At 69.4% G+C, this 21,639-nt stretch carries 20 protein-coding genes and 2 pseudogenes; 7 read left to right on the top strand and 15 right to left on the bottom strand.

Annotated features, from left to right (window positions below):
• Positions 1-2 precede the first annotated feature (2 nt).
• Both LGN17_RS36650 and LGN17_RS02080 read left to right on the top strand, forming a co-directional pair.
• Positions 3-110, top strand: a pseudogene (locus tag LGN17_RS36650) (hypothetical protein); the annotation flags it as partial.
• A gap of 3 nt (positions 111-113) precedes the next feature.
• On the top strand, positions 114-305 hold the full coding sequence (locus tag LGN17_RS02080; protein WP_319000797.1) for a hypothetical protein: 192 nt from the start codon (positions 114-116) through the stop codon (positions 303-305).
• Here the strand turns inward: LGN17_RS02080 and LGN17_RS02075 are convergent.
• Both LGN17_RS02075 and LGN17_RS02070 read right to left on the bottom strand, forming a co-directional pair.
• A complete protein-coding gene (locus LGN17_RS02075; RefSeq protein WP_226194958.1) occupies positions 278-1,531 on the bottom strand; it encodes a glycosyltransferase family 87 protein in 1,254 nt (417 codons plus the stop codon). The two genes, LGN17_RS02080 and LGN17_RS02075, sit on opposite strands and share 28 nt — an antisense overlap.
• Before the next feature lie 15 nt (positions 1,532-1,546).
• Complete coding sequence (locus LGN17_RS02070) at positions 1,547-2,626, bottom strand: glycosyltransferase family 2 protein (protein WP_226194957.1); 1,080 nt, start codon at positions 2,624-2,626, stop codon at positions 1,547-1,549.
• Between LGN17_RS02070 and LGN17_RS02065 the strand changes: the two are divergent.
• Positions 2,615-2,977: pseudogene (locus tag LGN17_RS02065) on the top strand (hypothetical protein). The gene LGN17_RS02070 and the pseudogene LGN17_RS02065 sit on opposite strands and share 12 nt — an antisense overlap.
• Positions 2,978-2,999: 22 nt before the next feature.
• Here the strand turns inward: LGN17_RS02065 and LGN17_RS02060 are convergent.
• Both LGN17_RS02060 and LGN17_RS02055 read right to left on the bottom strand, forming a co-directional pair.
• Positions 3,000-3,986: an ABC transporter substrate-binding protein gene (locus tag LGN17_RS02060; protein ID WP_226194956.1), complete on the bottom strand. Its 987-nt coding sequence runs from the start codon at positions 3,984-3,986 to the stop codon at positions 3,000-3,002.
• Positions 3,987-4,134: 148 nt separating this feature from the next.
• Positions 4,135-5,025, bottom strand: coding sequence for a LysR family transcriptional regulator (locus LGN17_RS02055; RefSeq protein ID WP_226194955.1), 891 nt, complete (start codon positions 5,023-5,025; stop codon positions 4,135-4,137).
• 100 nt (positions 5,026-5,125) lie between these two features.
• On the opposite strand from LGN17_RS02055, the gene LGN17_RS02050 reads away from it, so the two are divergent.
• Positions 5,126-6,694, top strand: coding sequence for an MFS transporter (locus tag LGN17_RS02050; protein WP_226194954.1), 1,569 nt, complete (start codon positions 5,126-5,128; stop codon positions 6,692-6,694).
• A 19-nt stretch (positions 6,695-6,713) separates the two neighbouring features.
• Here LGN17_RS02050 and LGN17_RS02045 read toward each other — a convergent pair whose 3' ends face one another.
• The 4 genes from LGN17_RS02045 to LGN17_RS02030 form a co-directional block, all read right to left on the bottom strand.
• Positions 6,714-7,151: a DUF1090 family protein gene (locus LGN17_RS02045; protein ID WP_226194953.1), complete on the bottom strand. Its 438-nt coding sequence runs from the start codon at positions 7,149-7,151 to the stop codon at positions 6,714-6,716.
• 103 nt (positions 7,152-7,254) lie between these two features.
• Positions 7,255-8,391, bottom strand: a complete 1,137-nt coding sequence (locus LGN17_RS02040; RefSeq protein WP_226194952.1) for a LysR family transcriptional regulator — start codon at positions 8,389-8,391, stop codon at positions 7,255-7,257.
• Positions 8,392-8,452: 61 nt separating this feature from the next.
• A complete protein-coding gene (locus tag LGN17_RS02035; protein WP_226194951.1) occupies positions 8,453-9,181 on the bottom strand; it encodes an aspartate/glutamate racemase family protein in 729 nt (242 codons plus the stop codon).
• A gap of 22 nt (positions 9,182-9,203) precedes the next feature.
• Complete coding sequence (locus LGN17_RS02030) at positions 9,204-10,754, bottom strand: NCS1 family nucleobase:cation symporter-1 (RefSeq protein ID WP_226194950.1); 1,551 nt, start codon at positions 10,752-10,754, stop codon at positions 9,204-9,206.
• A 231-nt stretch (positions 10,755-10,985) separates the two neighbouring features.
• On the opposite strand from LGN17_RS02030, the gene LGN17_RS02025 reads away from it, so the two are divergent.
• Both LGN17_RS02025 and LGN17_RS02020 read left to right on the top strand, forming a co-directional pair.
• Positions 10,986-11,237 carry a hypothetical protein gene (locus LGN17_RS02025; protein WP_175950650.1) on the top strand — a complete coding sequence of 84 codons (252 nt, stop codon included), beginning with the start codon at positions 10,986-10,988 and terminating at the stop codon, positions 11,235-11,237.
• Between the two features lie 216 nt (positions 11,238-11,453).
• Entirely contained in the window at positions 11,454-11,984 is a 531-nt protein-coding gene (locus LGN17_RS02020; RefSeq protein WP_226194949.1) for a DUF3005 domain-containing protein, read from the top strand.
• 64 nt (positions 11,985-12,048) lie between these two features.
• Here LGN17_RS02020 and LGN17_RS02015 read toward each other — a convergent pair whose 3' ends face one another.
• Together LGN17_RS02015 and LGN17_RS02010 are read right to left on the bottom strand one after the other, a co-directional pair.
• Positions 12,049-12,813 carry a DUF4397 domain-containing protein gene (locus LGN17_RS02015; protein WP_226194948.1) on the bottom strand — a complete coding sequence of 255 codons (765 nt, stop codon included), beginning with the start codon at positions 12,811-12,813 and terminating at the stop codon, positions 12,049-12,051.
• 294 nt (positions 12,814-13,107) lie between these two features.
• Positions 13,108-14,415 carry an MFS transporter gene (locus LGN17_RS02010; RefSeq protein WP_226194947.1) on the bottom strand — a complete coding sequence of 436 codons (1,308 nt, stop codon included), beginning with the start codon at positions 14,413-14,415 and terminating at the stop codon, positions 13,108-13,110.
• A gap of 534 nt (positions 14,416-14,949) precedes the next feature.
• Between LGN17_RS02010 and LGN17_RS02005 the strand changes: the two genes are divergently transcribed.
• Entirely contained in the window at positions 14,950-15,396 is a 447-nt protein-coding gene (locus LGN17_RS02005) for a MarR family winged helix-turn-helix transcriptional regulator (protein ID WP_085043161.1), read from the top strand.
• An 84-nt stretch (positions 15,397-15,480) separates the two neighbouring features.
• Here the strand turns inward: LGN17_RS02005 and LGN17_RS02000 are convergent, their stop codons facing one another.
• From LGN17_RS02000 to LGN17_RS01980, 5 genes are all read right to left on the bottom strand, one after another.
• The gene (locus LGN17_RS02000; protein WP_226194946.1) at positions 15,481-17,766 is read right to left on the bottom strand and encodes a xanthine dehydrogenase family protein molybdopterin-binding subunit; all 2,286 of its coding nucleotides are present in this window, start codon (positions 17,764-17,766) and stop codon (positions 15,481-15,483) included.
• Between the two features lie 219 nt (positions 17,767-17,985).
• Positions 17,986-18,639, bottom strand: coding sequence for an isochorismatase family protein (locus LGN17_RS01995; protein ID WP_226194945.1), 654 nt, complete (start codon positions 18,637-18,639; stop codon positions 17,986-17,988).
• Between the two features lie 19 nt (positions 18,640-18,658).
• A complete protein-coding gene (locus LGN17_RS01990) occupies positions 18,659-19,699 on the bottom strand; it encodes a 2,5-dihydroxypyridine 5,6-dioxygenase (RefSeq protein ID WP_226194944.1) in 1,041 nt (346 codons plus the stop codon).
• Between the two features lie 47 nt (positions 19,700-19,746).
• A complete protein-coding gene (locus LGN17_RS01985) occupies positions 19,747-20,577 on the bottom strand; it encodes an alpha/beta fold hydrolase (RefSeq protein ID WP_226194943.1) in 831 nt (276 codons plus the stop codon).
• Positions 20,578-20,602: 25 nt separating this feature from the next.
• Positions 20,603-21,355 carry an Asp/Glu racemase gene (locus tag LGN17_RS01980; protein ID WP_060212471.1) on the bottom strand — a complete coding sequence of 251 codons (753 nt, stop codon included), beginning with the start codon at positions 21,353-21,355 and terminating at the stop codon, positions 20,603-20,605.
• Positions 21,356-21,639 lie beyond the last annotated feature (284 nt).

Here is a 21,639-nt window from a genome sequence, read left to right as displayed (position 1 = left end):
GACTGCGACGCAGCCCGTCGGCGCCGTGCGGCAGCGCGCTGTTCTTCCTGCCGTTCCTGATTCCGCTGCTGTCGTTCGGCGCGCCGGCGGTTGGCGTCGCGTGGGTGGTCACGGTGAACAACCCGTTGTGGAACGCGGCCGACGCGGCCGCGCTCGCGGCGGCCGATGCGACGATAGCGCCGGGCGGCGGCGCGATGAACGGGACGCAGGCTGCGCCGGCGGCGAACGGTGGGATCGCGCAGCACTCGGCGGCCGGCGTCGGGCCGTACCATGGCGCCTACGTGCCGCCGCGGCTCGCGTCTTGAGCCCCCGGGCCGGCGCGGCGCACCAGCACGAGGAGCGCGAACAGCGTCACGACCGGGCCGATCTGCGGCCATTGCAGCCACGGGTTCAGGTATTCGACGATTGGCAGCAGCCACATGAGCGCAATCGCGGTCTGCTCGCCGCGCCGCCAGCCGTCCTGCCATCCGGCCGCCAGCATGCAGGCGATCGCGATGCCGAGCCAGGCGAGCTCGTAGTGCCACACGTACGGGTTCGCAGCGAGCGTTGCGACCGCCAGCACCGCCGCGCGCAAGCGGATGTCGCGCGAGCGCATCCACACGATGCAGGCGGTGGCGATCGCCACCGCTGCGATGCACGCTTGCGCGACATACGCGACACCGGGCGGCAGGCCCGCGAGGCGGAACGCGGCGAACGGCGCCGGCGACACGAGCCAGAACATGATGCTTTGCTCGAGGAGGAGCGAGCGCGCGACCGCCGTGCCGGCGACGAACAGCCGTAGCGACTCGATGCCGCAGATCAGGACGCTCAACGCGGCGAACGCGGTGGTGGCCAGGGCGGCCCACGCGATCGTGCGCCATGCGCGCGTGGCGACCAGCACGAACGGGAACAGGATGGCCATCTGCGGCTTGGCCGACAGCAGGCCGATGCAGAGGCCGGCCCACATCGGCCGACGCTCCGCCCAGCAGACGGCCAGCGCCGCGCACGACGCGGTCAGGAGTGTGTTCTGTCCGAATATCCCGGTGACGAACACGCACGGGGCGGCGACCAGCGCGAACCCGCCGACGCGCGATGCACCCGGGATCGCGCCGAGCCGCGATACGCGCGAGGCGGCGAATCCGAACACGCCGACGCCGAACGCGACGAATAGCGGATAGCCGATCGCAAAGGGCAGCAGCGCCAGCGGCGTCACGAGCAGCAGGTTGGTGGGCGGGTACAGCCACGCGACGAGGTTTCCCCGGCGGAACTGCGGGAACAGGTCGGCCGCCAGCCGCGAGAAGGTCGGCAGATCGTACGCTTGCCATGGCGAGCCATGCAGCATCACGTACGACGCCGACCAGAACACCGCGTAGTCGGGGCCCGGGCGCGTCAGCGCGGTGGCGGGCGCGTCACGGACGACGGCTGCCCAGGTGGCGAGCAGCAGCGCGTAGCACGCGAGCGCGACCGCGCTGTACGCAACGACGCGCCGGGGTGTCAGCCACGCGCGGACGGGATGATCCGCCGATCGTATCGATTGCCGGGGGAGATCCATGCCTCGTGTGCGCGGTTACTTGACGGACGCTTGCCGCGCCGCACCGTGGCCGGCGGCCGCGGGCAGCGCCGTCCGGCGACGGGCCGCGTGCGTGCGCCTGAGCGGGAACTGCAGCAGCTTCGACACTGGATGCGCGGCGGCGTCCCGCTGCGCGTGGTAGCGCCGCCGCACGAGATAGACCGGACGCTGCTTCGACTCGTGATAGATGCGGCCGAGGTATTCGCCGATCACGCCGATACCGATCAGCTGGATGCCGCCGACGAACAGCATCACGGAGATCAGCGATGCGTAGCCGTGCACGGGATTGCCGAACAGCAGCGTGCGCATGACGATGAACGCACCGTAGACGAACGACAGCGCGGCGAACGCGAGACCGATGTAGGTCCACACGCGCAGCGGCACGGTGCTGAAGCTCGTGATGCCTTCGAGCGCGAAGTTCCAGCGCCGCCATCCGGAGAATTTGGAGCGGCCGCCGCTGCGTGGCGCACGCGTGTATTCGATGATCTCGGTGCGATAGCCGACCCACGCGAACAGGCCTTTCATGAAGCGCCGGCGCTCGGGGAGCGCGCGCAGCGCGTCGACGACCTGGCGGTCCATCAGGCGGAAATCGCCGACGTTCTCGGGCATCTCGACTTCGGAGAGGCGGTTGTGCATGCGGTAGTAGAGCGCGGCGGCCACGCGCTGCATCAGCGGGTCGCACATGCGGTCGGTGCGCTTCGCGGCGACGACCTCGGCGCCGGCGAGCCAGCGTTCGACCATCGCGGGGATCAGCGCGGGCGGATCCTGCAGGTCGGCGTCGATCAGGATCACGGCGGTGCCGGCGGCTTCATCGAGGCCGGCGGTAAGCGCGGCCTCCTTGCCGAAGCGCCGGGTGAGATCGACGATGCGCACGCGCGGGTCGCCGGCGGCGACGTCGATCAGCCTGCCGAGCGTGTCGTCGCGGCTGCCGTCGTTGATGCAGACGATCTCGAAACGGATCGACTCGACCGATTCGAGGATGGGCAGCGTTGTTGCAAAGAACGCGTCGATTGCTTCGTCCTCGTCGTGGAACGGCACGACGAGCGAGACCAGTGGCTTTCTGGCATGCGCGGACATACGTCCCCCGAGAGATCCGGCCTGCGCTGCACCGGATGGATCCGGTTGTCGTCCGCGGCAGGCCGGGCGAAAGGTGTTCCGATCCATTGTAGGCAGGAATCGGGGATTCGTGACACGAATTGATGCGGGTGTGGCGGCCCGATCGCCGAGCGGCTGCCGTTCGCCGCATTCGAGCGCGACGGCGGTCGCGGCGCGTGGCGGGCCGCGATGCATCGCGCCGTGCCTGCCGCATTCGAGCGCGGCACGTTCAACCCGTCGGGGCCGACGCGGCTGGTCGCCGCGATGCGCGCGCTCGTCGCCTCGACGTTCGGCAACGACCTGCCGCCCCTCGACATGGCGCGCCCACGCTGAACGCAGCCCTGCGCGGCATCGCTCAGGCGGATACGTTGCGGATCGCGATCGATCCGACATCGATGCGCCGCGGCAGGATCGCGTCGGCCGCCGCGCGGTCGGCGACACGCTGCAGCACGTCGATGTCGGCGTCGCTGAGGCTGCGCTGCGCGAGCGCGGCCCGGCGCGCGATGTCGGTGGCCGCGTCGGTCGGCAGGCGCGTGAGCGACGCATAGACGCCCGCATAGTCGGCCGGATGCGCAAGCGCCCATTGCCCCGCGCGGGCGAGCCGCGCCAGTACGTCCGCGAGTGCCGCGCGCTTCGCGCGATCGTCGAGCGTCTCGACCGGCGACGTCAGGAACGCCAGCCCGGAATTGATGCCGCTGCCGTCGCGGACGATGCGCGCGCCGCGCCGTACCGCATGCCCGTAGTACGGGTCGAACGTCGCCCAGATGCCGATCCGCCGCGCCTCGAACGCGGCGAACGCATCGACGGGCAGCACGAAGCGCACGTCGACGTCACGCGGCGCGAGGCCGTGTTCGCGCAGCGCGCCGTACAACTGGTACTGCGAGATGCTGCCGCGCGCGGACGACACGACGACGGTTTGCCCTTTCAGGTCGGCGACGGTGCGGACCGGCGAATCGGACGGCACGACGATGCCGAGCGACGCCGGCGAGCCGACGCGCGTCGCGACGATCCGCAACGACGGGTCGCCGAGCGCGGCCGTCAGCACGGGCAGGTCGCCGGCCGGCGCGAGATCGATCGCGCCCGCGCGCTGCGCCTCGAACAGCGGCGCGGCGCCCTGGAAGTTGGCCCAGCGGAACCGGTAGCGCGTACCGTCGAGCACGCGCGCGGCTTCCGCGAGCGCGCGCAGGCCGCCGGCCTGGTCGCCGAGCACGAGCGTGACGCCCGACAGATCGGCGCCGGCTGCGTGGGCGGGCCGTGCGATGCCGCCGGCGAGCGGCGCGGCGGCGAGGGCGGCCAGACGCTGCAGCACGCGGCGGCGCGCCGGAGCGGAGGAGGGATTCATCGGCGGGGTGTCCTCGGTGATCCGCGCGCGGGCGGCGCGGCTGCCGGGCAGGTTACGGAATCGGTTTCCGGCCGGCAAACATCGAATCGTGCAATGCATATTCGTGCGGCGACGGCGGGCATCGCCGCCAGCGCCGCACGCGGGTGTTTCATGCGGGGTCGTGCGTGGCCGACGGAACCGTCCGCAGGAACGCGCGTACCGCCGGCGCCTTTTCGAAGCGCCGATGCGCGAGCGCCAGTTCCGACGTGATCGGCTTGCCGGCGATCGGCCGGTACACGACGCCCGGCAGCGACACGCAACCGGCGAGCGCGTCGGGAATCACGGCGACCCAGCCATTCACGGATACGCACGCGAGCACCGCGAGCAGGCCGCCCGGGCGTGCGGCGATCAGCGGTGCGAAGCGGCCGCGGCGCGCCACTTCGAGCGTGCCGCGCTCCTGTTCGGGTACCGCGAAGCGCGCGTCGGCGAGATCGGCGGCGCGAAGGGTCGCCATCGACGCGTAGCGCGAACCGGCAGGCACGGCCGCGACGAACACGTCGCGCTGCAGCGTGACGACCCGCAGGCCGCCGGGCAGCGGCATCGGCGGACGCACGTAGGCGAGGTCGAGCCGGCCCGTGTCGAGCTGGTTCGCGACGTCGTCCATCGGCACTTCGCGCAGGTTCAGCTCGATGCGCGGATGCGCGTCGCGAAACGCGCCGACGGTGCGCTGCAAGGTACCCGAATAGACGGCCGACGACACGTAGCCGATCTCGATCCGGCCGAGTTCGCCGCGCTCGGCCAATGTCGCGAGTTCGCGGCCGCGCTGCAGGTGCTCGACTGCGGCGCTCGCCTCGGCGAGATAGGCCTCGCCGGCCGCGCTCAGCGTGACCGCGCGGCGCGACCGGTGAAAGAGGCGCACGCCGAGCACGCGTTCGGCCTCCTGGATCTGCCGCGTGAGCGCGGGCGGCGCCATGTCGAGCGCTTCGGCCGCGCGGGCGAAGTGCAGATGCCGGGCGACGCTCAGGAACGCGCGCACGTGGCGGAATTCGAGCCGGTCCATGATTGCAATTTTCGTTAATAAAACAGCTTGGAAGTGTCAATGACAGGCAATACGTGGAAAGCCTAGCATACGGCTCGTCGATCTTGTTCCGGAGCAGCCGATGTCCCAGTCTTCACCGGCGTCGCGCGCAGGCGCGGCGGCCGCCCCGCGCACGGGCGCCCGCATGCCCGCCGCCGCGACGCTCGCCGTCGCGTCCGCGACCTGCTCGCTGATCGTGCTCGACACGAACGTCGTCGCCGTGTCGCTGCCGAGCATCGCGCGCAGTTTCCACGCGAGCTTCGCCGATATCGAATGGGTCGTGAGCGCGTACATGACCGCGTTCGCCGCGTGCCTGCTGCCGGCGGGCGGGCTGGCCGACCGCTTCGGCCGCAAGCGGATGCTCTTCACGGGGCTCGCGCTGTTCTTTCTCGCGTCGCTCGGCTGCGGCGTCGCGCCGACGGCCGGCTGGCTGATCGCCGCGCGGGCGGTGAAGGGCGGCGGCGCCGCGCTGCTGCTGACGGCCGCGCTCGCCGTGATCGCGAACCGTTTTCCGGACGGGCGCGAACGGGCGCGCGCGTGGGCGATCTGGGGCATGTGCATGGGGATCGCGACGGCCATCGCGCCGCTCGTCGGCGGCGCGATCACGCAATGGATCGGCTGGCGCTGGGTGTTCCTGCTGAACCTGCCCACCTGCCTGCTGCTCGCGGCCGGTGCGCGCGTTGCGATCGATGAGTCGCGCGATCCGCACGCGAAGCGCGTGGACGCGGCGGGCAGCCTGCTGTTCGGCGCGGCGCTCGCGTGTGCGATCGCGGCGCTGATCGGTGCACCGTCGCACGGCTGGCTGTCGGCCGCGACGCTCGGCCGGCTCGCGCTTGCCGCCGCGCTGTTCGCGGCGTTCATCGGCGCGGAGCGCTGGCAGGCGCGGCCGATGATCGATCTCGCGCTGTTCCGCCAGCCGCGCTTCGTCGGCGCCGTGCTCGCGATGTTCGGCTATGCAGCGTGCGCGCAGGTGATGATGACGTTTCTGCCGCTGTACCTGCAGAACGCGTTCGGGATGTCGGCGATCGACGCGGGGCTCGGGATGCTGCCGTTCGCGTTCGCGATGATCGCCGGGCCGTCGCTCGGCGCGGCGCTGGCCGCGCGCGTGGCGTCCGGCGGCGTGCTGGCGGGCGGGCTCGCGCTGATCGGCGCGGGCAACCTCGCGACCGCGGCGCTGACGGCCAGTGGCGACTACAGGCTCGTCGCGCTCGGCATGGTCGTGACGGGCTGCGGCGCGGGCATCATGAACGGCGACACGCAGAAGGCGATCATGGCGTGCGTGCCGCCGAACCGCACCGGCATGGCATCGGGCATCAGCACGACGACGCGCTTCTCGGCGATCGTGACGGCCGTCGGCGTGCTCGGCGCGGTGCTGGCGGCGAGCACGCATGCGCGGCTCGACCGGCTGCTGTCCGCCACGCCCGGCCTGCGCGCGTTCGCCGATGCGCCGTTCATGTCGAGCTTGCTGGCCGGCGACCTGGCGCGGGCGCTCGAGCGCGTGCCGCCGTCGGCCGCCGGTGCGCTCGCGCAGGCGGCGCCCGTTGCGTTTGCGAGCGGGTTCGCCCGCGCGCTGACGGTGAGCGGCGTGCTTGCGCTGGTCGTGGTCGTCGTTGCCTACCAGTTGCTCGCGCAACCGATGCGTGACGCGTGACGGCACGCCGCGCGCACTGTCAACCCTTCAATGCGTTGCGATCGGCTTCGGCCTCGTGCAGGTCGCGCGTCGCTTCGTGCAGCTTGTCCTGTTTGTCGGCGAGCTTGCGCCGGGCCTTCTCGACCTTGCGCGCGTCGTCGTGCGCCTGGGCTTCGCGTACGCGCGCCTGAGCGTCCCGCACGTCGCCCCGAGCCTGTTCGACATCGCGCTGCTTGTCCTGCACCTTGCGTTCGGCACGCGAAAGCTGGCCGGCGTCCGTGCAGTTCTCCTGAATTTGTGCGAGCGCGATCTGCTGGCGCATCAGCTGGTGCGTATTACCGGACCGCTTCGCTTGATCGATCTGCGTCTGCAGCGCGCGGATGCGCGTCGCGCAATCCTGTGTGTCGGCGAACGCGGGGGAGTGGGCCAGCAGCACGAACGGTGCGGCCACGGCGATCAGGTAGGTTTTCATCGGCATGCCCTCGGATTCCGGATGACTCTCTCGAATGCCGTCATTGTGCATAGCGCGTCTGCCGCGAGTAAATAGGACGGGGCCTACCGCGGGCGCCGCCGCATCGCATTCAATGCGGCTTCGTTGTCGCGCGGTGCGCACGCGTCGCGCGTGCGATGGGTGTCCGGTGGGTGCGGCCGCAGTGCGTGGCGCGACGTCGCACCGGCGAGCGCGGCGTATCGGGCGCAGGGGCGGCGCTCGCGTCGGCCGCCTGGACGGCCGAGACGGCCGGTAACGCGGCCTCGGCGTCGAGCCACGCACGCGTCGCTTCCGCGATCAGCCCGCGCAACCAGCGCCCGCCCTCGGCGCACTCGCCCGATTCGTTCCAGGTCATCCGGTACACGATGTCCGGCGGTTCGGCCGGCAACGCGACGGCGGCGAGCGGCAGCAGCTTCGCATAGTGCCGCGCGAGCCGGTACGTGGTGGTCAGGAGCATGTCGGTGCGCACCAGCGCATGCGCGGCGAGTTCGAAATGCGGCAGCGTGACGACGATCCGCCGCTGCAAGCCCACGCGTTCAAGTTGCTGGTCGATCGCGCCGGACGCTTCGCGCCACGACGGTGTCGGGCACAGCTGCGGTGCTTCGGCAAAATCGGCAGCCGTCATCGTGCCGCGTCGCGCGAGCGCATGCGTCGCGCGCATCAGGCACACGATGCGATCGTCGAACAGGTCGTCCTGCCGGAACCGCGACGCGCGTGCCGGGCGATTGTCGATCACCACGTCGAGTTCGCCGTCGGCCAGCGCGCGCTCGTCGTCGAAGCCGTCGCCGAGCGGATGGAACACGAGTTGCGCGCTCGGCGCACGTTCGCGGAACAGCGCGACGAGCTTCGGCACGAACAGCACGTTCAGGTAGTCGGGGCAGCCGATCCGGTAGGTGCGCACGGACGTGCGCGCGTCGAACGTCGGTTGCTGGATGCGGATGAAGTCGATCACGCGCAGCGCGTTGCGCAGCGGTTCGATCAGCCGTGCACCGAATTCGGTCGGCACCATCCCGTAGCGGCTGCGCACCAGCAGCGGATCGCCGAGCAGCGTGCGCAGGCGCTTGAGCGCGGCGCTGGTGGCCGGCTGCGACATGTTCAGGCGCACGGCCGCACGCGACACGGTGCGCTCGGTCAGCAGCACGAGCAGGATGCGCATCAACCGTGCATCGAGCACGTCGAGCGCGCCCGCGGCGTCGGGCGGGGCGTTCGGGTCTAGTGTGTCCCGCATGCCGATACGTCTCCCGGCGCCCCGATGCCCGAGCGCGACGCAGCAGCGGGCCGGCGGCGCGTCATTGTGCGAAGGTGCCCGGCCAGCCGACGATCCGCTTCGGGCGCGGCGGCGCGTACGTGCGGACCTTCGACGTCTTCAGCTTCAGGCGCACCAGCGACTCGGCGAGCGCGACCGCGGCCGATACGCCGTCGACGACCGGCACGCCCGTGCATTCCTCGATCTGCCGGTCGAGGCCGGCCATCCCGCCGCAGCCGAGACAGATCACTTCCGCGTGATCGTCCTGCACCGCGCGCTGCGCCTCGCCGACGATCGACTCGATCGCGCGGGCCGGGTTCTCTTCGAGCTCGAGCACCGCGAGGCCGCTTGCGCGCACCGACGCACAGCGCGCATCGAGCCCGGCGAGCTTCAGGCGATCCTCGATCAGCGGCACCGTGCGGTCGAGCGTCGTGACGACCGAGTAGCGGTGGCCGAGCAGCATCGCGACGCTCGCGGCCGCTTCGGTGATGTCGACGACGGGCACCGTCAGCAGTTCCTGCAGGCCTTCGCGGCCGTGTTCGCCGTAGCCGGCCTGGATCACCGCGTCGTACGGCTCGTCGTAGCTCAGCACGCGATCCATCACGGCGATCGCCGCGAGGTAGCTCTCGAAGTTGCCTTCGACCGATTCCGCGCCGAAGCGCGGCGTCAGCCCGACGATCTCCGTGCCCGGCGACGCGGCGGCCTGCGCCTGCGCGGCGATCGCGTCGGTGATCGACTCGGTCGTGTTGACGTTGACTACCAGGATCCTCATTGCGACTCCGTATGCATGGGTTTCAGTGTCGGGCGCAGGCGACCGCGATGGATTCGCCCGAGCGCTCGTCGTATTGCCGTTTGCGATCGGCCAGCAGCCAGTAGACGCTGCCCGCGATGGCCGCGCCGAGCAGCCACGAGAACGGCGTCATCGCGCTGAAGGCCGGCACGACGGCGAGCGTGATCGAGATCAGCGCGGACGGCACGAGCGCCGCGAGCGCCTTGCGATTCACGCCGCGCGTGTAGAAGTAGGCGCCGGTCGGCGCTTCGGTATAGAGGTCGGGCACGTTCACGCGCTGCTTGCGCACGAGCCAGTAGTCGACCGTGATGATCCCGTACAGCGGGCCGAGCAGCGCGCCGAGGCCGGACAGGAAGTAGACGATCACGATCGGGCTGTTGTACAGGTTCCACGGCAGGATCAGCACGGCGACCGTCGCGCTGATCAGGCCCGCGCGGCGGAACGACAGGCGATGCGGCGCGAGACTCGTCAGCACGAAGGCCGGCGCGACGAAGTTCGCCATGATGTTCACGGCGACCGTCACGATCAGGAACGCGAGGCAGCCGAGCACGAGGAACAGCTTGTTCGGCACCGTCGCGATGATTTCCGTCGGGCTGTGGATGACGTGGCCGTTCAGCTTGAATTGTGCGCCGGCGAGCACGAAGCTGATCGTCGCGAACACGAGGATGTTGACCGGCAGGCCCCAGAAATTGCCGACCCGTACCGTCTTCGGGCTCGGCGACGAGCGCGCGAAATCGCAGAAGTTGAGCACCAGCGTGCCGTAGATCGCGAGCCACAGCGAGCCGCCCGCGAAGATCTGCGTCCACATCTTGAAGCCGGTCGGCGGCTTGCCGATCGACATCGCGAGATGGCCGCCCGTGCGGCTATACATCCACGCGGCAAGCGACAGCGTCGTGACGAGGATGACCGGGCCGGCCAGCCCTTCGTACTTGCGGACCGTTTCCATTCCGTACGTGAGGATGCCGATCTGCACGAGCCAGATCGCGACGAACGTCACCCAGCCGAGCGTCGACAACCCGAAGATCGCATTCTGGTCGAATGCGGCGAGGCCCGGCCAGATCGCGGTGAGCAGCACGCGCAGCACGACCGATGCGAGATAGGTCTGGATTCCGAACCATGCGATCGCGATCACCGCGCGGATCAGCGCCGGCAGCAGCGCGCCGTAGATGCCGAAGCTCATCCGGCTGATCACCGGGAACGGTACGCCGGTCTTCTGGCCCATGTAGCCGGTGAGGTTCATGAAGCAGTACACGAGCACCGCGCCGATCGCGAGCGAGGCGAGCATCTGCCAGCCCGACAGGCCGAGTGCGAACAGCCCGATCGCGAACGAGTAGTTCGCGATGTTGTGCACGTCGTTGGTCCATAGCGCAAAGATGCTGTAGCGGCCCCACGTCCGGCCCTCGGCCTGGGTCGGCGCGAGGTCGGGGTTGTGCAGCCGCGGGCTCAGCGCGGGGTCGCGCGCTGCCGAATCGGTTCGATGCGATGCGTCGTCCGCGCCGAGCGCGAGGCCCGGGCGGTGGGTGGCTTCCAGTTGCACGCCGTTGTCTCCTTCCATGTGCGGGGCGCGCAACCGGCAGCGTGGGAACGCTGCACCGGCCCGGCCACCGTGGACGTTATGTCTCGGATTTGTTCGCGAGTATGGAAGGCCGGCACGGCGATGGGAAATTAAATATTCGGTTGGGCGTCATTTGAAAAATGAATGCAATGCGGGCGTCGGCGACGGCCGGTGCGGCACGGGAATTGCTCGCCAGCGGGCTCCATCCACATCGACATCAGCGGAGGTGTCATGCAGCGATATTCACTTCGTCATGTGTCGCGGGCCGTCTTTGCCGGCATCCTGATTGCGGGCCTGGCGGCAGGTGCGGGCTGCCAGAAGAAGAGCGACAGCAGCGGCGCGAGCTCCGACACGAGCGCAACGGGCGGCATGTCGGCCGCGCCGTCGGGCACGCCGAGCAGCGGCGCGGCCGGCAGCAGCAGCGACAGCGGCGCGAGCATGCCGGGCGCGGCCTCCGCGCCGGACGGCGCGAGCGGCGGCTGACCCGCGGCGGATCTGCGGTTATCCCGCGGTGATCCCGTGTGCCGGACGTTGCCCCGGCCGTGTGCGGGTGCGACGTCCGCTTGAAGCGGTGCCGTGCCGGGTGGTGTGCGTGCGCTCGGCCGCGCACATGAAAGATTTGCAAGGACCGTTGTAGCGATTCCCGGACCGGCGCCGACGGCCTGATCGCGGCGCACGCCGGCCGGACAAGGAGGTGCGATGCAGAACGTGGAATCGAATCCTGCCCCGGAAGATCGGGGAGACGAGGCGGCGAAGCGCCCGCCGACCGCGCCGGCGGCGCGCCGCATGCCCGATGCGGCGGGCGGGCGCCCGTTGACGCCGGAAATGATTGCCGCGAAGACGCCGACCGGCCTGCCGCCGATCGAACGCGGTACGCATGCGCCCGACAGCGACGACCCCGTGCGGCGAGCGGCGGCCCGGATCGCGACGCTCGACAACGCGTGCATGGCGATGACCGACACCATGGTCGACGTCGACGGCAAGGGCATGGAGGCGGCCGCGGGCGCGTCGAAATGGCACGACAACGTGATTTATTCGAACGCGTCGCTCGACGAAGCGGTCGAGACGCCCGACCAAGGGCTCGGCGGGATCGAGAGCCGTCCGTCCGGCAACCTGCCGCAGATCGCGACGCGGCCGGGCTGGCACGTGCGTCATGTCGGCGCTGTCGACGTCGAGCGCGGCGACGGCGCGCGCCCCGAGCATGTGATCGTCCTGGAGCGGCACAACTGACCGCGCGGCGAGAAGGTGCGGCAGGCGGCACGATCGCGCCGGCCGCCGCGACCGTCAGCGGTCCTTATTGCGGGCCGAGTTCCTGCGCGGACGTATCCGCGTCGTTGCCCTGCGCAACCAGGACGTGGATATCGTTCGGCGTCACGTCGCCGACTCCGCCCGATGGGATCGTCAGCAGCAGCCAGTCGGCGTTGTTGTTGATGGTGACCGGCGCGGTCTTGAGGATAGGCGTCTTGCTGCCGGCCGTCGTGACGATCACCTGGTAGCTGCCGCCGTTCAGGTAGATCGAGTCCTGCGTCGATGCCGGCACCGCGTTCTGGTAGGCCGCGCCCGCGAGCGTCGGGCTTTGCGTCGTGATGTCGGTGCCGGGCGGGACGATGTACATGTCGACGTTCTGCGCGTTCGGCGACGCGTTGAAGCTGCGCACGCGCGCCTTGTCCGACAGCAGGCCCTTGTCGTACGGATCGTCGATCACGGAAATCAGCGACGTCGTGCTCGGCAGCGCGATCGTCGTGTAGTGATGGCCGTTTGCCGCGCTGAACGACTGCGCGGCGATGGTCGTCGTCGTGCCCGAGACGTCATAGCTGGCGTTCTGCGTACCCGAGTCGATGTCGTGATAGCGCGTCACGCCCTTGTACGCGATACCGCCCTGGTCGAGCTTCGCGTTCAGATAGTAGTCGAGGTTCGGCCCGGCCGGCACCGCGTTGATGAAGCGCGCCTGCGGCTTCGAGATGCCGAGTTCGGTGCCGACGTCGTTGCCGTCGCCGCCACATGCCGCGAGCACGGAAACGACCGAGCACAGGGCGACCAGCGTTCGTATTGATTTCATGTTGTCCTCTCGTTCAGGGAACCTGCTTGCGATGCGGGATCGCCGCGCGAAGGGTCGCGCGGTGCGCAGCGCCGGTTGAGGGAAGGATGCTGTCCGCCGGATCGGCGGGCGCGTGGATGACGCAAGCGATGTGCCTGCGTGACGAACGACGGCGGGAGCGAGCCGGGAAGCGGTGGCAGGAAGCGCGCACGCGCCGCAGGGGCAGCGTGCGCGGGGTGGGGCAGGTCGTGTGGGGCGGGCCGCGCGCTCGGCGCGGTTGTAAAAACGACCGCGTCGCGCGCGGGACGGGCTGTGTCAGCGGTTCACGAGCCGGGCCGGATAGGCGAGCGCGAAGGCGCAGCCGATCACCATGCACGCGGCGAAACCGTACAGCCCCGCGCTTTGCGAATGGAACGTGTCGCGCAGCCAGCCGATGAAGTAGGTGCTGCCGAACCCGCCGAGGTTGGCGATCGAGCACGCGAACGCGATCCCGCCGGCGGCGGCCGACCCCTTCAGGAACGTCGAAGGCAATGCCCAGACGACCGGCATCGCGGCGGCCGCTCCCGCGTTGATCAGCGAGAACAGCAGCACCGTCCCGAACGTGCCGTGCGACGACGATGCCGCAATTGCCAGTGCGACGGCCGACACCATGAACGGCACGACGATGTGCCAGCGGCGTTCGCGCGCGCGGTCGGAACTTGCGCCGCAGTACAGCGTGGCGAGCACGGCCGCGGCATTCGGGATCACCATCAGCCAGCCGATGTGATATGCATCCTTCACGCCCGTGTCGCGCAGGATCGTCGGCAGCCAGAAGCTCACTGCGTAGAGGCCGAGCAGCACGCACAGGTCGATCAGGCCGAGCGACCATACCTTCGGATCGGAGAACGCCTTGCCGAGCGCATGGCTCTTGTTGCCGGACGGATCGGCGTCGAGGTTCGCACGCAACGCGTGCTTCTCGTCGGCAGTCAGCCACTGCGCGGATTCGATGTTGTTGGGCAGCCAGCGCAGCACCGCGAAGCCGAGCAATACCGACGGCAGCGCTTCGAGCAGGAACAACCACTGCCAGCCGCCGAGCCCGTGCGTGCCGTCGAACGCGCGCATGATCCAGCCGGAGATCGGGCTGCCGATCATGCTCGACAGCGGCAGTCCGACCATGAACAGCGCGACGATCCGCGCGCGGCGCGCATCGGGATACCACTGCGTCAGGTACAGCAGCACGCCGGGCAGGAAGCCGGCCTCGGCCGCACCGAGCAGGAAACGCACGATGTAGAACTGCATCGGCGTGTGCACGAACATCGTCGCCCCCGACAGCAGGCCCCAGGTGATCATGATCCGCGCGATCCACAGCTTCGCGCCGACGCGTTGCAGCACCAGGTTGCTCGGGACTTCGAACAGGATGTAGCCGGCGAAGAACAGGCCGGCGCCGAGCCCGTACACGGTATCGCTGAACTTCAGCGCGTCGAGCATCTGGAGTTTCGCGAGCCCGATGTTGATGCGGTCGAGATAGGCCGCGAAGTAGCACAGGCAGAAGAGGGTAATCAGGCGCAGCGTGACCTTGCGGTAGAGATTGCCGTGCAGCGCGTCGTCGGGGGAAACGGCGGCGCTCGGGTGTGCGGTAGACATGGGATTGCCCCTGTTCGAAGGTGACGGATGAATGGGTGGCCGATCGACGCGAGCGAACGTTCCGCTGCGCACTGGAGTCTGTATATCATGGCAATTAAGTAGCGTACACACTAGAAAATACCGAATCGCACAGGCACGGTTCCGATCACGTGACGGCAAGCATTCGTGTGAGAAAACCCACGTGTTTGACGAGGTTTTTGATCGGGTTTCATGCGTGTTTGAAGAAGGCGATGAGATGAATTGGTATGCACATAATTCGTGCGTATGCACTTAAAAGTGAAGTGTGTGCACGAAAGTCTGCCGATGTACGCAAGCACTTGCGCGGCAGCAGGTTCGAACGTGCTTGGCTTGCCGTCTCGGCGACGTTCCCGGCGGACGATGCGCAGCTGTCAGGCGATCGTCAGGCGCGCCGCGCGGCGGGTGCCGCGAATGCTGATGCACCGCAATGAAGCGGCAACCCGGCTTCCGGTCGAGCCGAATTGAGGGTGTACACTGCTTGTCTTTCATTGACTTGCGGCTCGAGCCTTTACTTTCATGGCGTCTTCCAAGGATTCCTACGACTTTCACGACCAGGTCGGGCACCTGCTGCGCCGCGCGTATCAGCGACACGTGTCGATCTTCCAGGAGGCGATTCCCGATTCGGATCTCACGGCCGCGCAGTTCGTCACGCTGTGTGCGGTCAAGGAGCGCCAGGCGTGCTCGCTGAACGACATCGTCAAGGCGACCGCGATCGACCAGGCGACGATCCGCGGCGTGGTCGATCGGCTGAAGGCGCGCGCGCTGATCGAGGTGTTGCCCGATCCGAACGACGGCCGCAAGCTGATCGTGCGCGCCACCGCGACCGGCCTCGCGCTGATCGACCGCACGGTGCCGTTCGCGCGGCAGGTGACGGAGCGCACGTATGGCGCGCTCAATCCGGGCGAGCGGGTCGCGTTGCAGTTTCTGCTGCGCAAGATGATGGAAGAAGACGGCGACGCGTGATGCGCGCCGCTCGCGGAGGGAGCCGCGCCCGTCTGGCCGGCCTGTTTGTCGGCCGGCTTGATTCCGCGACGAAGCTGAGAGCGCTCAAGCCGCGCCGGTTGCCAGATGCTCGCCGGCTGCGTCGACCGTCATCAACCGGCCTGCGTCGCGCAACGCGGCCCGGACCGTCTCCGGCGTAAACGGCGGCGCGTAGAACCGCACGCCGGTCGCATCGAACAACGCGTTCGCGACGGCGGCAGGGCCCGGCACCGACGCCGATTCTCCCGCGCCGAGCGGCGGCTCGCCTTGCCTCGGCATCAGCACGACATCGACGTCCGGCACTTCCGCGAAGGTCAGGATCGGATAGCTCGCCCATTCGCGCGACGCGACCTTGCCGTCGGCGAAGCGCACGCGCTCCTTCAGCGTGCGGCTCAATACCTGGATCACGTTGCCGTGGATCTGGTGACGCACGCCATCGGGGTTGATCATCGTGCCCGTGTCCTGGCCGACCGTCACGCGTTCGATGCGGATCTCGCCCGACACGCGATCGACGCTCAGGTCGACGATCCATGCCGACCACGCCGCGCCGAAGCCGGGGAAGCGGCTGTGCACGTAGCGCGCGTAGGCGATCCCGCGGCCGCGCACGAGCCGCGATGGAGCCGGTTCATGCGGCGTGCGCCGCATGCGCGGCGTCCAGCCCGCGCGATCGGCCACCGCCTGCAGCAGGTCGGACGCGCGCGTGTCCTGCAGATGGCGCAGCCGGAATGCAAGCGGGTCGACGCCGGTCAGCGCCGCGCATTCGTCGACGAACGCATCGTGCGCGAACGAGTTCGGCAACGCCGACACGCCGCGCAGCCACGACGCGCGCACGAGCGGTGCGAGATCCTCGCAGACGAAGCGGCGATGCGGGCTCGCGTAAGGCGACACGGCCGTGCGGTCGCCCATCTCGAACACGCGCGGCTCGGGCGCGATCGTGCCGGTCAGCAGCGCCGCGAGCAGCGGCGCGTCGTTCGACGGGTAGCGCGTCGTGAAATCGTAGCCGAGCAGGCGGCCGTCACGCGTGACGGTGCCGGTCACCTGCATCAGTTGGCCCGTGCCTTTTGGTTCCCAAAGATGTTCGTCCGCGCGCGACAACTGCACGCGCACCGGGCGGCCGACCGCGCGCGACAGCAGCAGCGCGTCGCCGCACACGTCGTCCGCGCCGTTGCGGCCGTAGCAGCCGGCCGCTTCCATCCGCACCACGTCGAAATCGGCTTCGTCGCGCGCGACGAGCGTCGCGAGGTCGTAGCGCAGCGATACGGGATTCTGCGTGCCGGACCACACGGTGATGCGGCCGTCGCCCGGTTCGCGATAGTCGGCGAGCGCGCATGACGGGCCGATCGAGCCGTGCATCTGGAACGGCCACGCATAGGTGCGCGACAGCGTGATCGTGTCGGGCTGCGTACGCGCGGCGTCGACATCGCCTTCGTCGAGCAGCACGCGGCGTGTGGCCGGCGCGGCGGCGATCGCGGCGGCCGGTTCGTCGAGCGACGGCAGTGCGGGGAGCGGCCGCCACGTCACGCGCAGCTGGCGGGCCGCGCGGATCGCGTGTTCCTCGCGTTCGGCCACCACGCCGACGAAATCGCCGATCGCAACGACGGCCACGCGCCCCGGCACGTCGGCCACTGACGCACGGTCGACGTCGACGAGCGAGGCGCCGACGAATGCGCCGCTGTCGTGACCTGCATACGGCGGCCGCACGACACGGCCGTGCAGCATGCCGGGCACGCGCATGTCGTGCACGAACGTGAGCTGGCCGGTTGCCTTCGCGGGCAGGTCGACGCGCGGCGACGACCTGCCGACGATCCGGTATTGGGCGGGGTCCTTCGTGCGGGCGTTCAGGTCCAGCGTCAGCGCGATCCGGTGCGCGGCGACGAGCGTGGCGAACGTGGCCGTTTGCCCGTTCGCCGAGATCGTCGCATCGTCGATGTGCAGTTGCGCCGGGTCGACACCGAACCGTTCGGCGGCAAGCGCCAGCAGCGCGTGGCGTGCCTGCGCGGCCGCACAGCGTAGCGGCGTCGCGGAAATCTGGATCGTCGCGCTCGCGATGGTCGGGCCCTGGTTCGGTGTCGCGGCCGTGTCGCCGAGCACCATCGTCACGCGCGCGGCGGGCACGTCGAGTTCCTCGGCGACGATCTGCGCGAGCGACGTGCGGATGCCGGTGCCGAGATCGACGTGGCCGTTGAATGCGAGGATGCGGCCGTCGTCGAGAATCGCGACGAACACTTCCGGCAGCGCGGGCACGTAGGACGACAGGCTGCCCGGCTGGCCGGGCGCCGGCTTGACGGGCGGCGCGGGCGGCCGGATCACGGTCAGGCAGCCGTTGCGCGCAAGCAGTTCGGAGCGGTTCACGGATGACGGGTCCTGTCGGGGGAGAGGCGGCGCGCGGCCGGATGCAGCGTACGCGGGGCGAGGCGGCCGGCGGCCCGGGCGTCCTGTTCGCGGGGTGTGGCGAGGGCAATGACGGTGACCGTCGCGAGCGCGCGCGTGCCCAATCTAGGCCGCCAAAAGCGCAGCGTCAATCGGGCGGGCGCCCGCCGGCCAGTCACGCCGCCGGCCCGCCGCGACGATTCAGCGCGTGCGCGCCTGCATCGCATCGATTGCCGCGATCGCATCGTCGAGCGGCATCACCGCCGCGTATTTCTGTTGCATGTCGAACAGGTTCGCGTCGTGCGGCGCGATCGCGCGATCCCCGACGCAATCGGCGAGCACGAGCGGGCGGAACCCGTGCGACATCGCGTCGACCACGCTCGCGCGCACGCAGCCGCTCGTCACGGCGCCCGCGACGAGCAGCGTCTGCACCGCCCGTTGCGCGAGCCACGGCGCCAGTTGCGTGCCGAAGAATGCCGACGGCACGGTCTTGCGCACGACGAGTTCGCCTGGCGCGGGCGTGAGCTCCGGCACGATCGCGCTGTTCGGATGGTGCTCGGTCAGCGTCGCCATGCCGGGCACCTTCAGCGAGAACACGTTGTCGTCGCTGCCGTCGTCCGCATACACGATGCGGCTGTGCGCGACGGGCCAGCCGCGTTCGCGCGCGAGCGCGAGTGCACGCGTCGTGCGCGCGATCGCCGGTGCGATGTTGCCGCCGCCGAACGTGGCAGGATCGGCGAAGCCGACCACGAAGTCGACGATCAGCAGGCCGATGTTGCCGTGCGGCGGCAGCGGCGTGCCGAAACCCTGCTGGCGATACACGTTGGCTTCGTCGTGGCGGGAAAGATCGTTCATGGTGTCGGGGGCTCGTGGGTCACGCGGGTTGATCGGTCACGCGGCCGTCGCGCACGACGGTTGCGCCGTCGAGTTCGACCGTGCAGCGGCGCAGCGGGATGTCGATGTGGCAGGTGGTCGTGCGGTTGCCGCCGCCTTCGTTGTTCGGGCCGAGCGAGAACAGGAAGTTGCCCTCGAATGCGCGTGCGTCCATCCCGATCGTCGCTTCCCGGTCGTACAGCCCGAGCGTCGACCAGCGCGCCCGCGGCTGCAGCCCCCAGCCGACATGCGAGATCGCATAGCCTTCGGGGTCGGCGAAGGTCTCCATGTAGTCGCGCAGCAGGTCGGCGTCGACGCCGCCTTCGATGCGCGTTGCGTAGCCGCCTTCGACGGTCAGTACGATCGGTTCGCTCACGTAGTGCTTCTGCGGCAACAGGATGTCGCCGCGATCGATCACGATCGTGCCGCGCGCGGTGCGGTCGTTCGGGTAGGTCAGCGCGAAGCCGCTCGGCCAGTGGTCCCAGCGGCCCGGCGCGTCGACGAAGCCGTATTCGGCCGTCGGCGGGAACTCGCCGAGCGGGCACACGAGCGCGGTGCCGGCCGCCGACGTCACGCGCATCTCGCGGGCGGCGGCGATCCGTTTCGCCGCGGCGAGCACGCGCGTGCGATCGGCGAGCGTGGGCACCATCCGCACGAGCACTTCGGGCGGTTCGACCGCGAGCAGTATCTTCGTGCCGGACTTCAGGATGTCGTGCTGCTCGGGCGAGAACAGCAGCGTCATCAGGTCGAGCACGAGGTCGCTCTCGCGCAGCGCGGCGATCGCGGCCTTGTTGCCCGTCAGCGGCGTCGTGCCGAGATACGCAAGCGGGTCGCGGCTGAACGCCTTGTCGCCGTTCACCGGCGGCAGGTCGAGCCGGTTGACGATCGCGCCCATCGTTTGCGTCGCGATCAGTGCACACGACAGTGTTTGCGGATGGGTGGCCGCGCTCGTCAGGATCGTGACGGTCTGGCCCGGTTCGAGGCGTGACAGCGCGAGCACCTGCTTCCACGCGTCGATCAGTTGGGTATCGCTGACTGGCATCGTCGGCTCCGGTAAAGGCGTGAAGGAAAGGGGCGGGCGCCGCGCGATCAGGCCGCGAGCGGCGCGCCGAGGAAGTCGCCGAATGCCGCGTAGAAGCCCGGCGCGTTGTCCCAGGGAATCATGTGGCCGGCGTCGGGCACGCGCACGTGCCGCATCGACGGCGTCGCGCGCTGCAGTTCGGCGACGTCGTCGTCGCGCACCACGTCGCCGCGTTCGGCCGTGATCAGCAGCGACGGCACGGCCAGCTGCGCGGCGTCCGCGTGGAAATCGTCGGTATGAAAGCCTTCGTACGTCGCGCGCACCGCGCGCTCGTCGCAGGTATGCAGCCATTCGGCGCGCAGCTGCAGTTCGGCGTCGGTCCAGGTCGGGCAGAACGCGCGCATGCCTTCGGCGTCGGTGCCGGCGCGCGCGAGCGCCATCGAGTCGATGTACCACGGCAGCTTGCCCGGGTAGTCGCGACGGTTCGGGCCCGACACGGGCGGATCGACGAGCACGACCGATTCGAGCCCGCGGATGGTGCGCCGCGCCGCGCGCGCGGCGATCCGCGCGCCCATCGAATGGCCGACGAGGCTCGTGCGCGGCAGGCCGAGCGCGGCGACGAGTGCCGCGATGTCGTCGGCCTGCGCATCGAGGCTGTAGTCGAGCGATGGCGACGCGTCGGACAGCCCGCGGCCGCGCACGTCGAGCACGTAGGTATCGAACGCCGCGCCGAATACTTCGCCGACGAAACCCCACGTGATCGCGGGGCTCGTGATGCCGGGAATCAGCACGATTGCCGGGCGCGATGCGCGCGCGCCGGTCGCGCCGCCGTAGCGCAGGTAGTGCTGGCGGATGCCGTTCGCGCGAACATTCGCGCCGTACAGGAAAGTCGAGGGCATGTGGGCTCCGTCGAAAGGGGCGCGCTCAGTACGCGCCGGACAGCAGTGCGCCCGCGCCGGGCACGATCGGTTCGAGGTCGAGTTCGCGCAGCATCGCGTAGGTCGTCGCGATCGCGGCCGTGATCACGGGCTTGCCCGTCATCGCCTCGACCTTCGCGACGGCCGGCAGCGACGGCATCTGCACGCAGGCGGACAGCACGATCGCATCGGCGTCCTGGTAAGGCAGCGTCTTCACGATATCGGGCAGGCGCGCCGGGTCGTGGCGGCCGACGTCGAGGTTGTCGGGGATTTCCAGCGCGCGGTACGCGAGCACGTCAAAGCCTTCGTTGCGGATGTAGTCGACCACGAGTTCGGTCAGCGGCAACATGTACGGCGCGACGACGACGATCCGCTTCGCGCCGATCACCTTCAGCGCGTCGACGAGCGCGCCTGCGCTCGTCAGCACCGGCGCCTGTGCGCCGTTGTCCGCCGTGTGCTTCGTCAGGCGCGCCTGCGACACGCGGTGGTAGCCGTGCCCCATCGCCATGATCGCGACGAGGCACGCGTAGCCGAGTACGTCGACGCGCGCATCGCTCAGTTCCACCGCGCAGCGGTCGGATTCGGCATCCATCGCCGCGAGTTCTTCCTTGACGACCTTCTTCATCCGCATTCGGCTCGAGTGATACGTGAAGCGCTCGGGGCGGATCGCTTCGCGCAGCCGCAGCATCGCGGGAATCTCGGTTTCCATCGTCGTGTTGGAACTCGGCACGATCTGGCCGATGCGGTAGGTCTTGCTCATGGCGGGGGAGGCTCCGTGTCGGTAAGGATGGGGCGGCACGCTGGCGCGGGATCGCCGGATGTCGAGCAAAGTCTAGTGTGTACATTTGAAAATCGCAATGGATAAAAATGGCGTCGGCCCTGCGTTGATCGATTGATGTCTTGAATATTCGTGAAATTATTGGTGTTTTCCCGAATGTCTCCGCGACTGGAGGCAATCCGCTTGTCCTGAATAAATTGAGTGTGTACGCTTTATAAACGCCATTCAATCCGCCCGTTCTCGCGCCGTGTCCGGCGACGGGCCCA

Source organism: Burkholderia sp. AU30280 (assembly GCF_020420125.1).
GTDB lineage: Bacteria > Pseudomonadota > Gammaproteobacteria > Burkholderiales > Burkholderiaceae > Burkholderia.
This window is presented reverse-complemented; position numbering and strand designations above follow the sequence as displayed.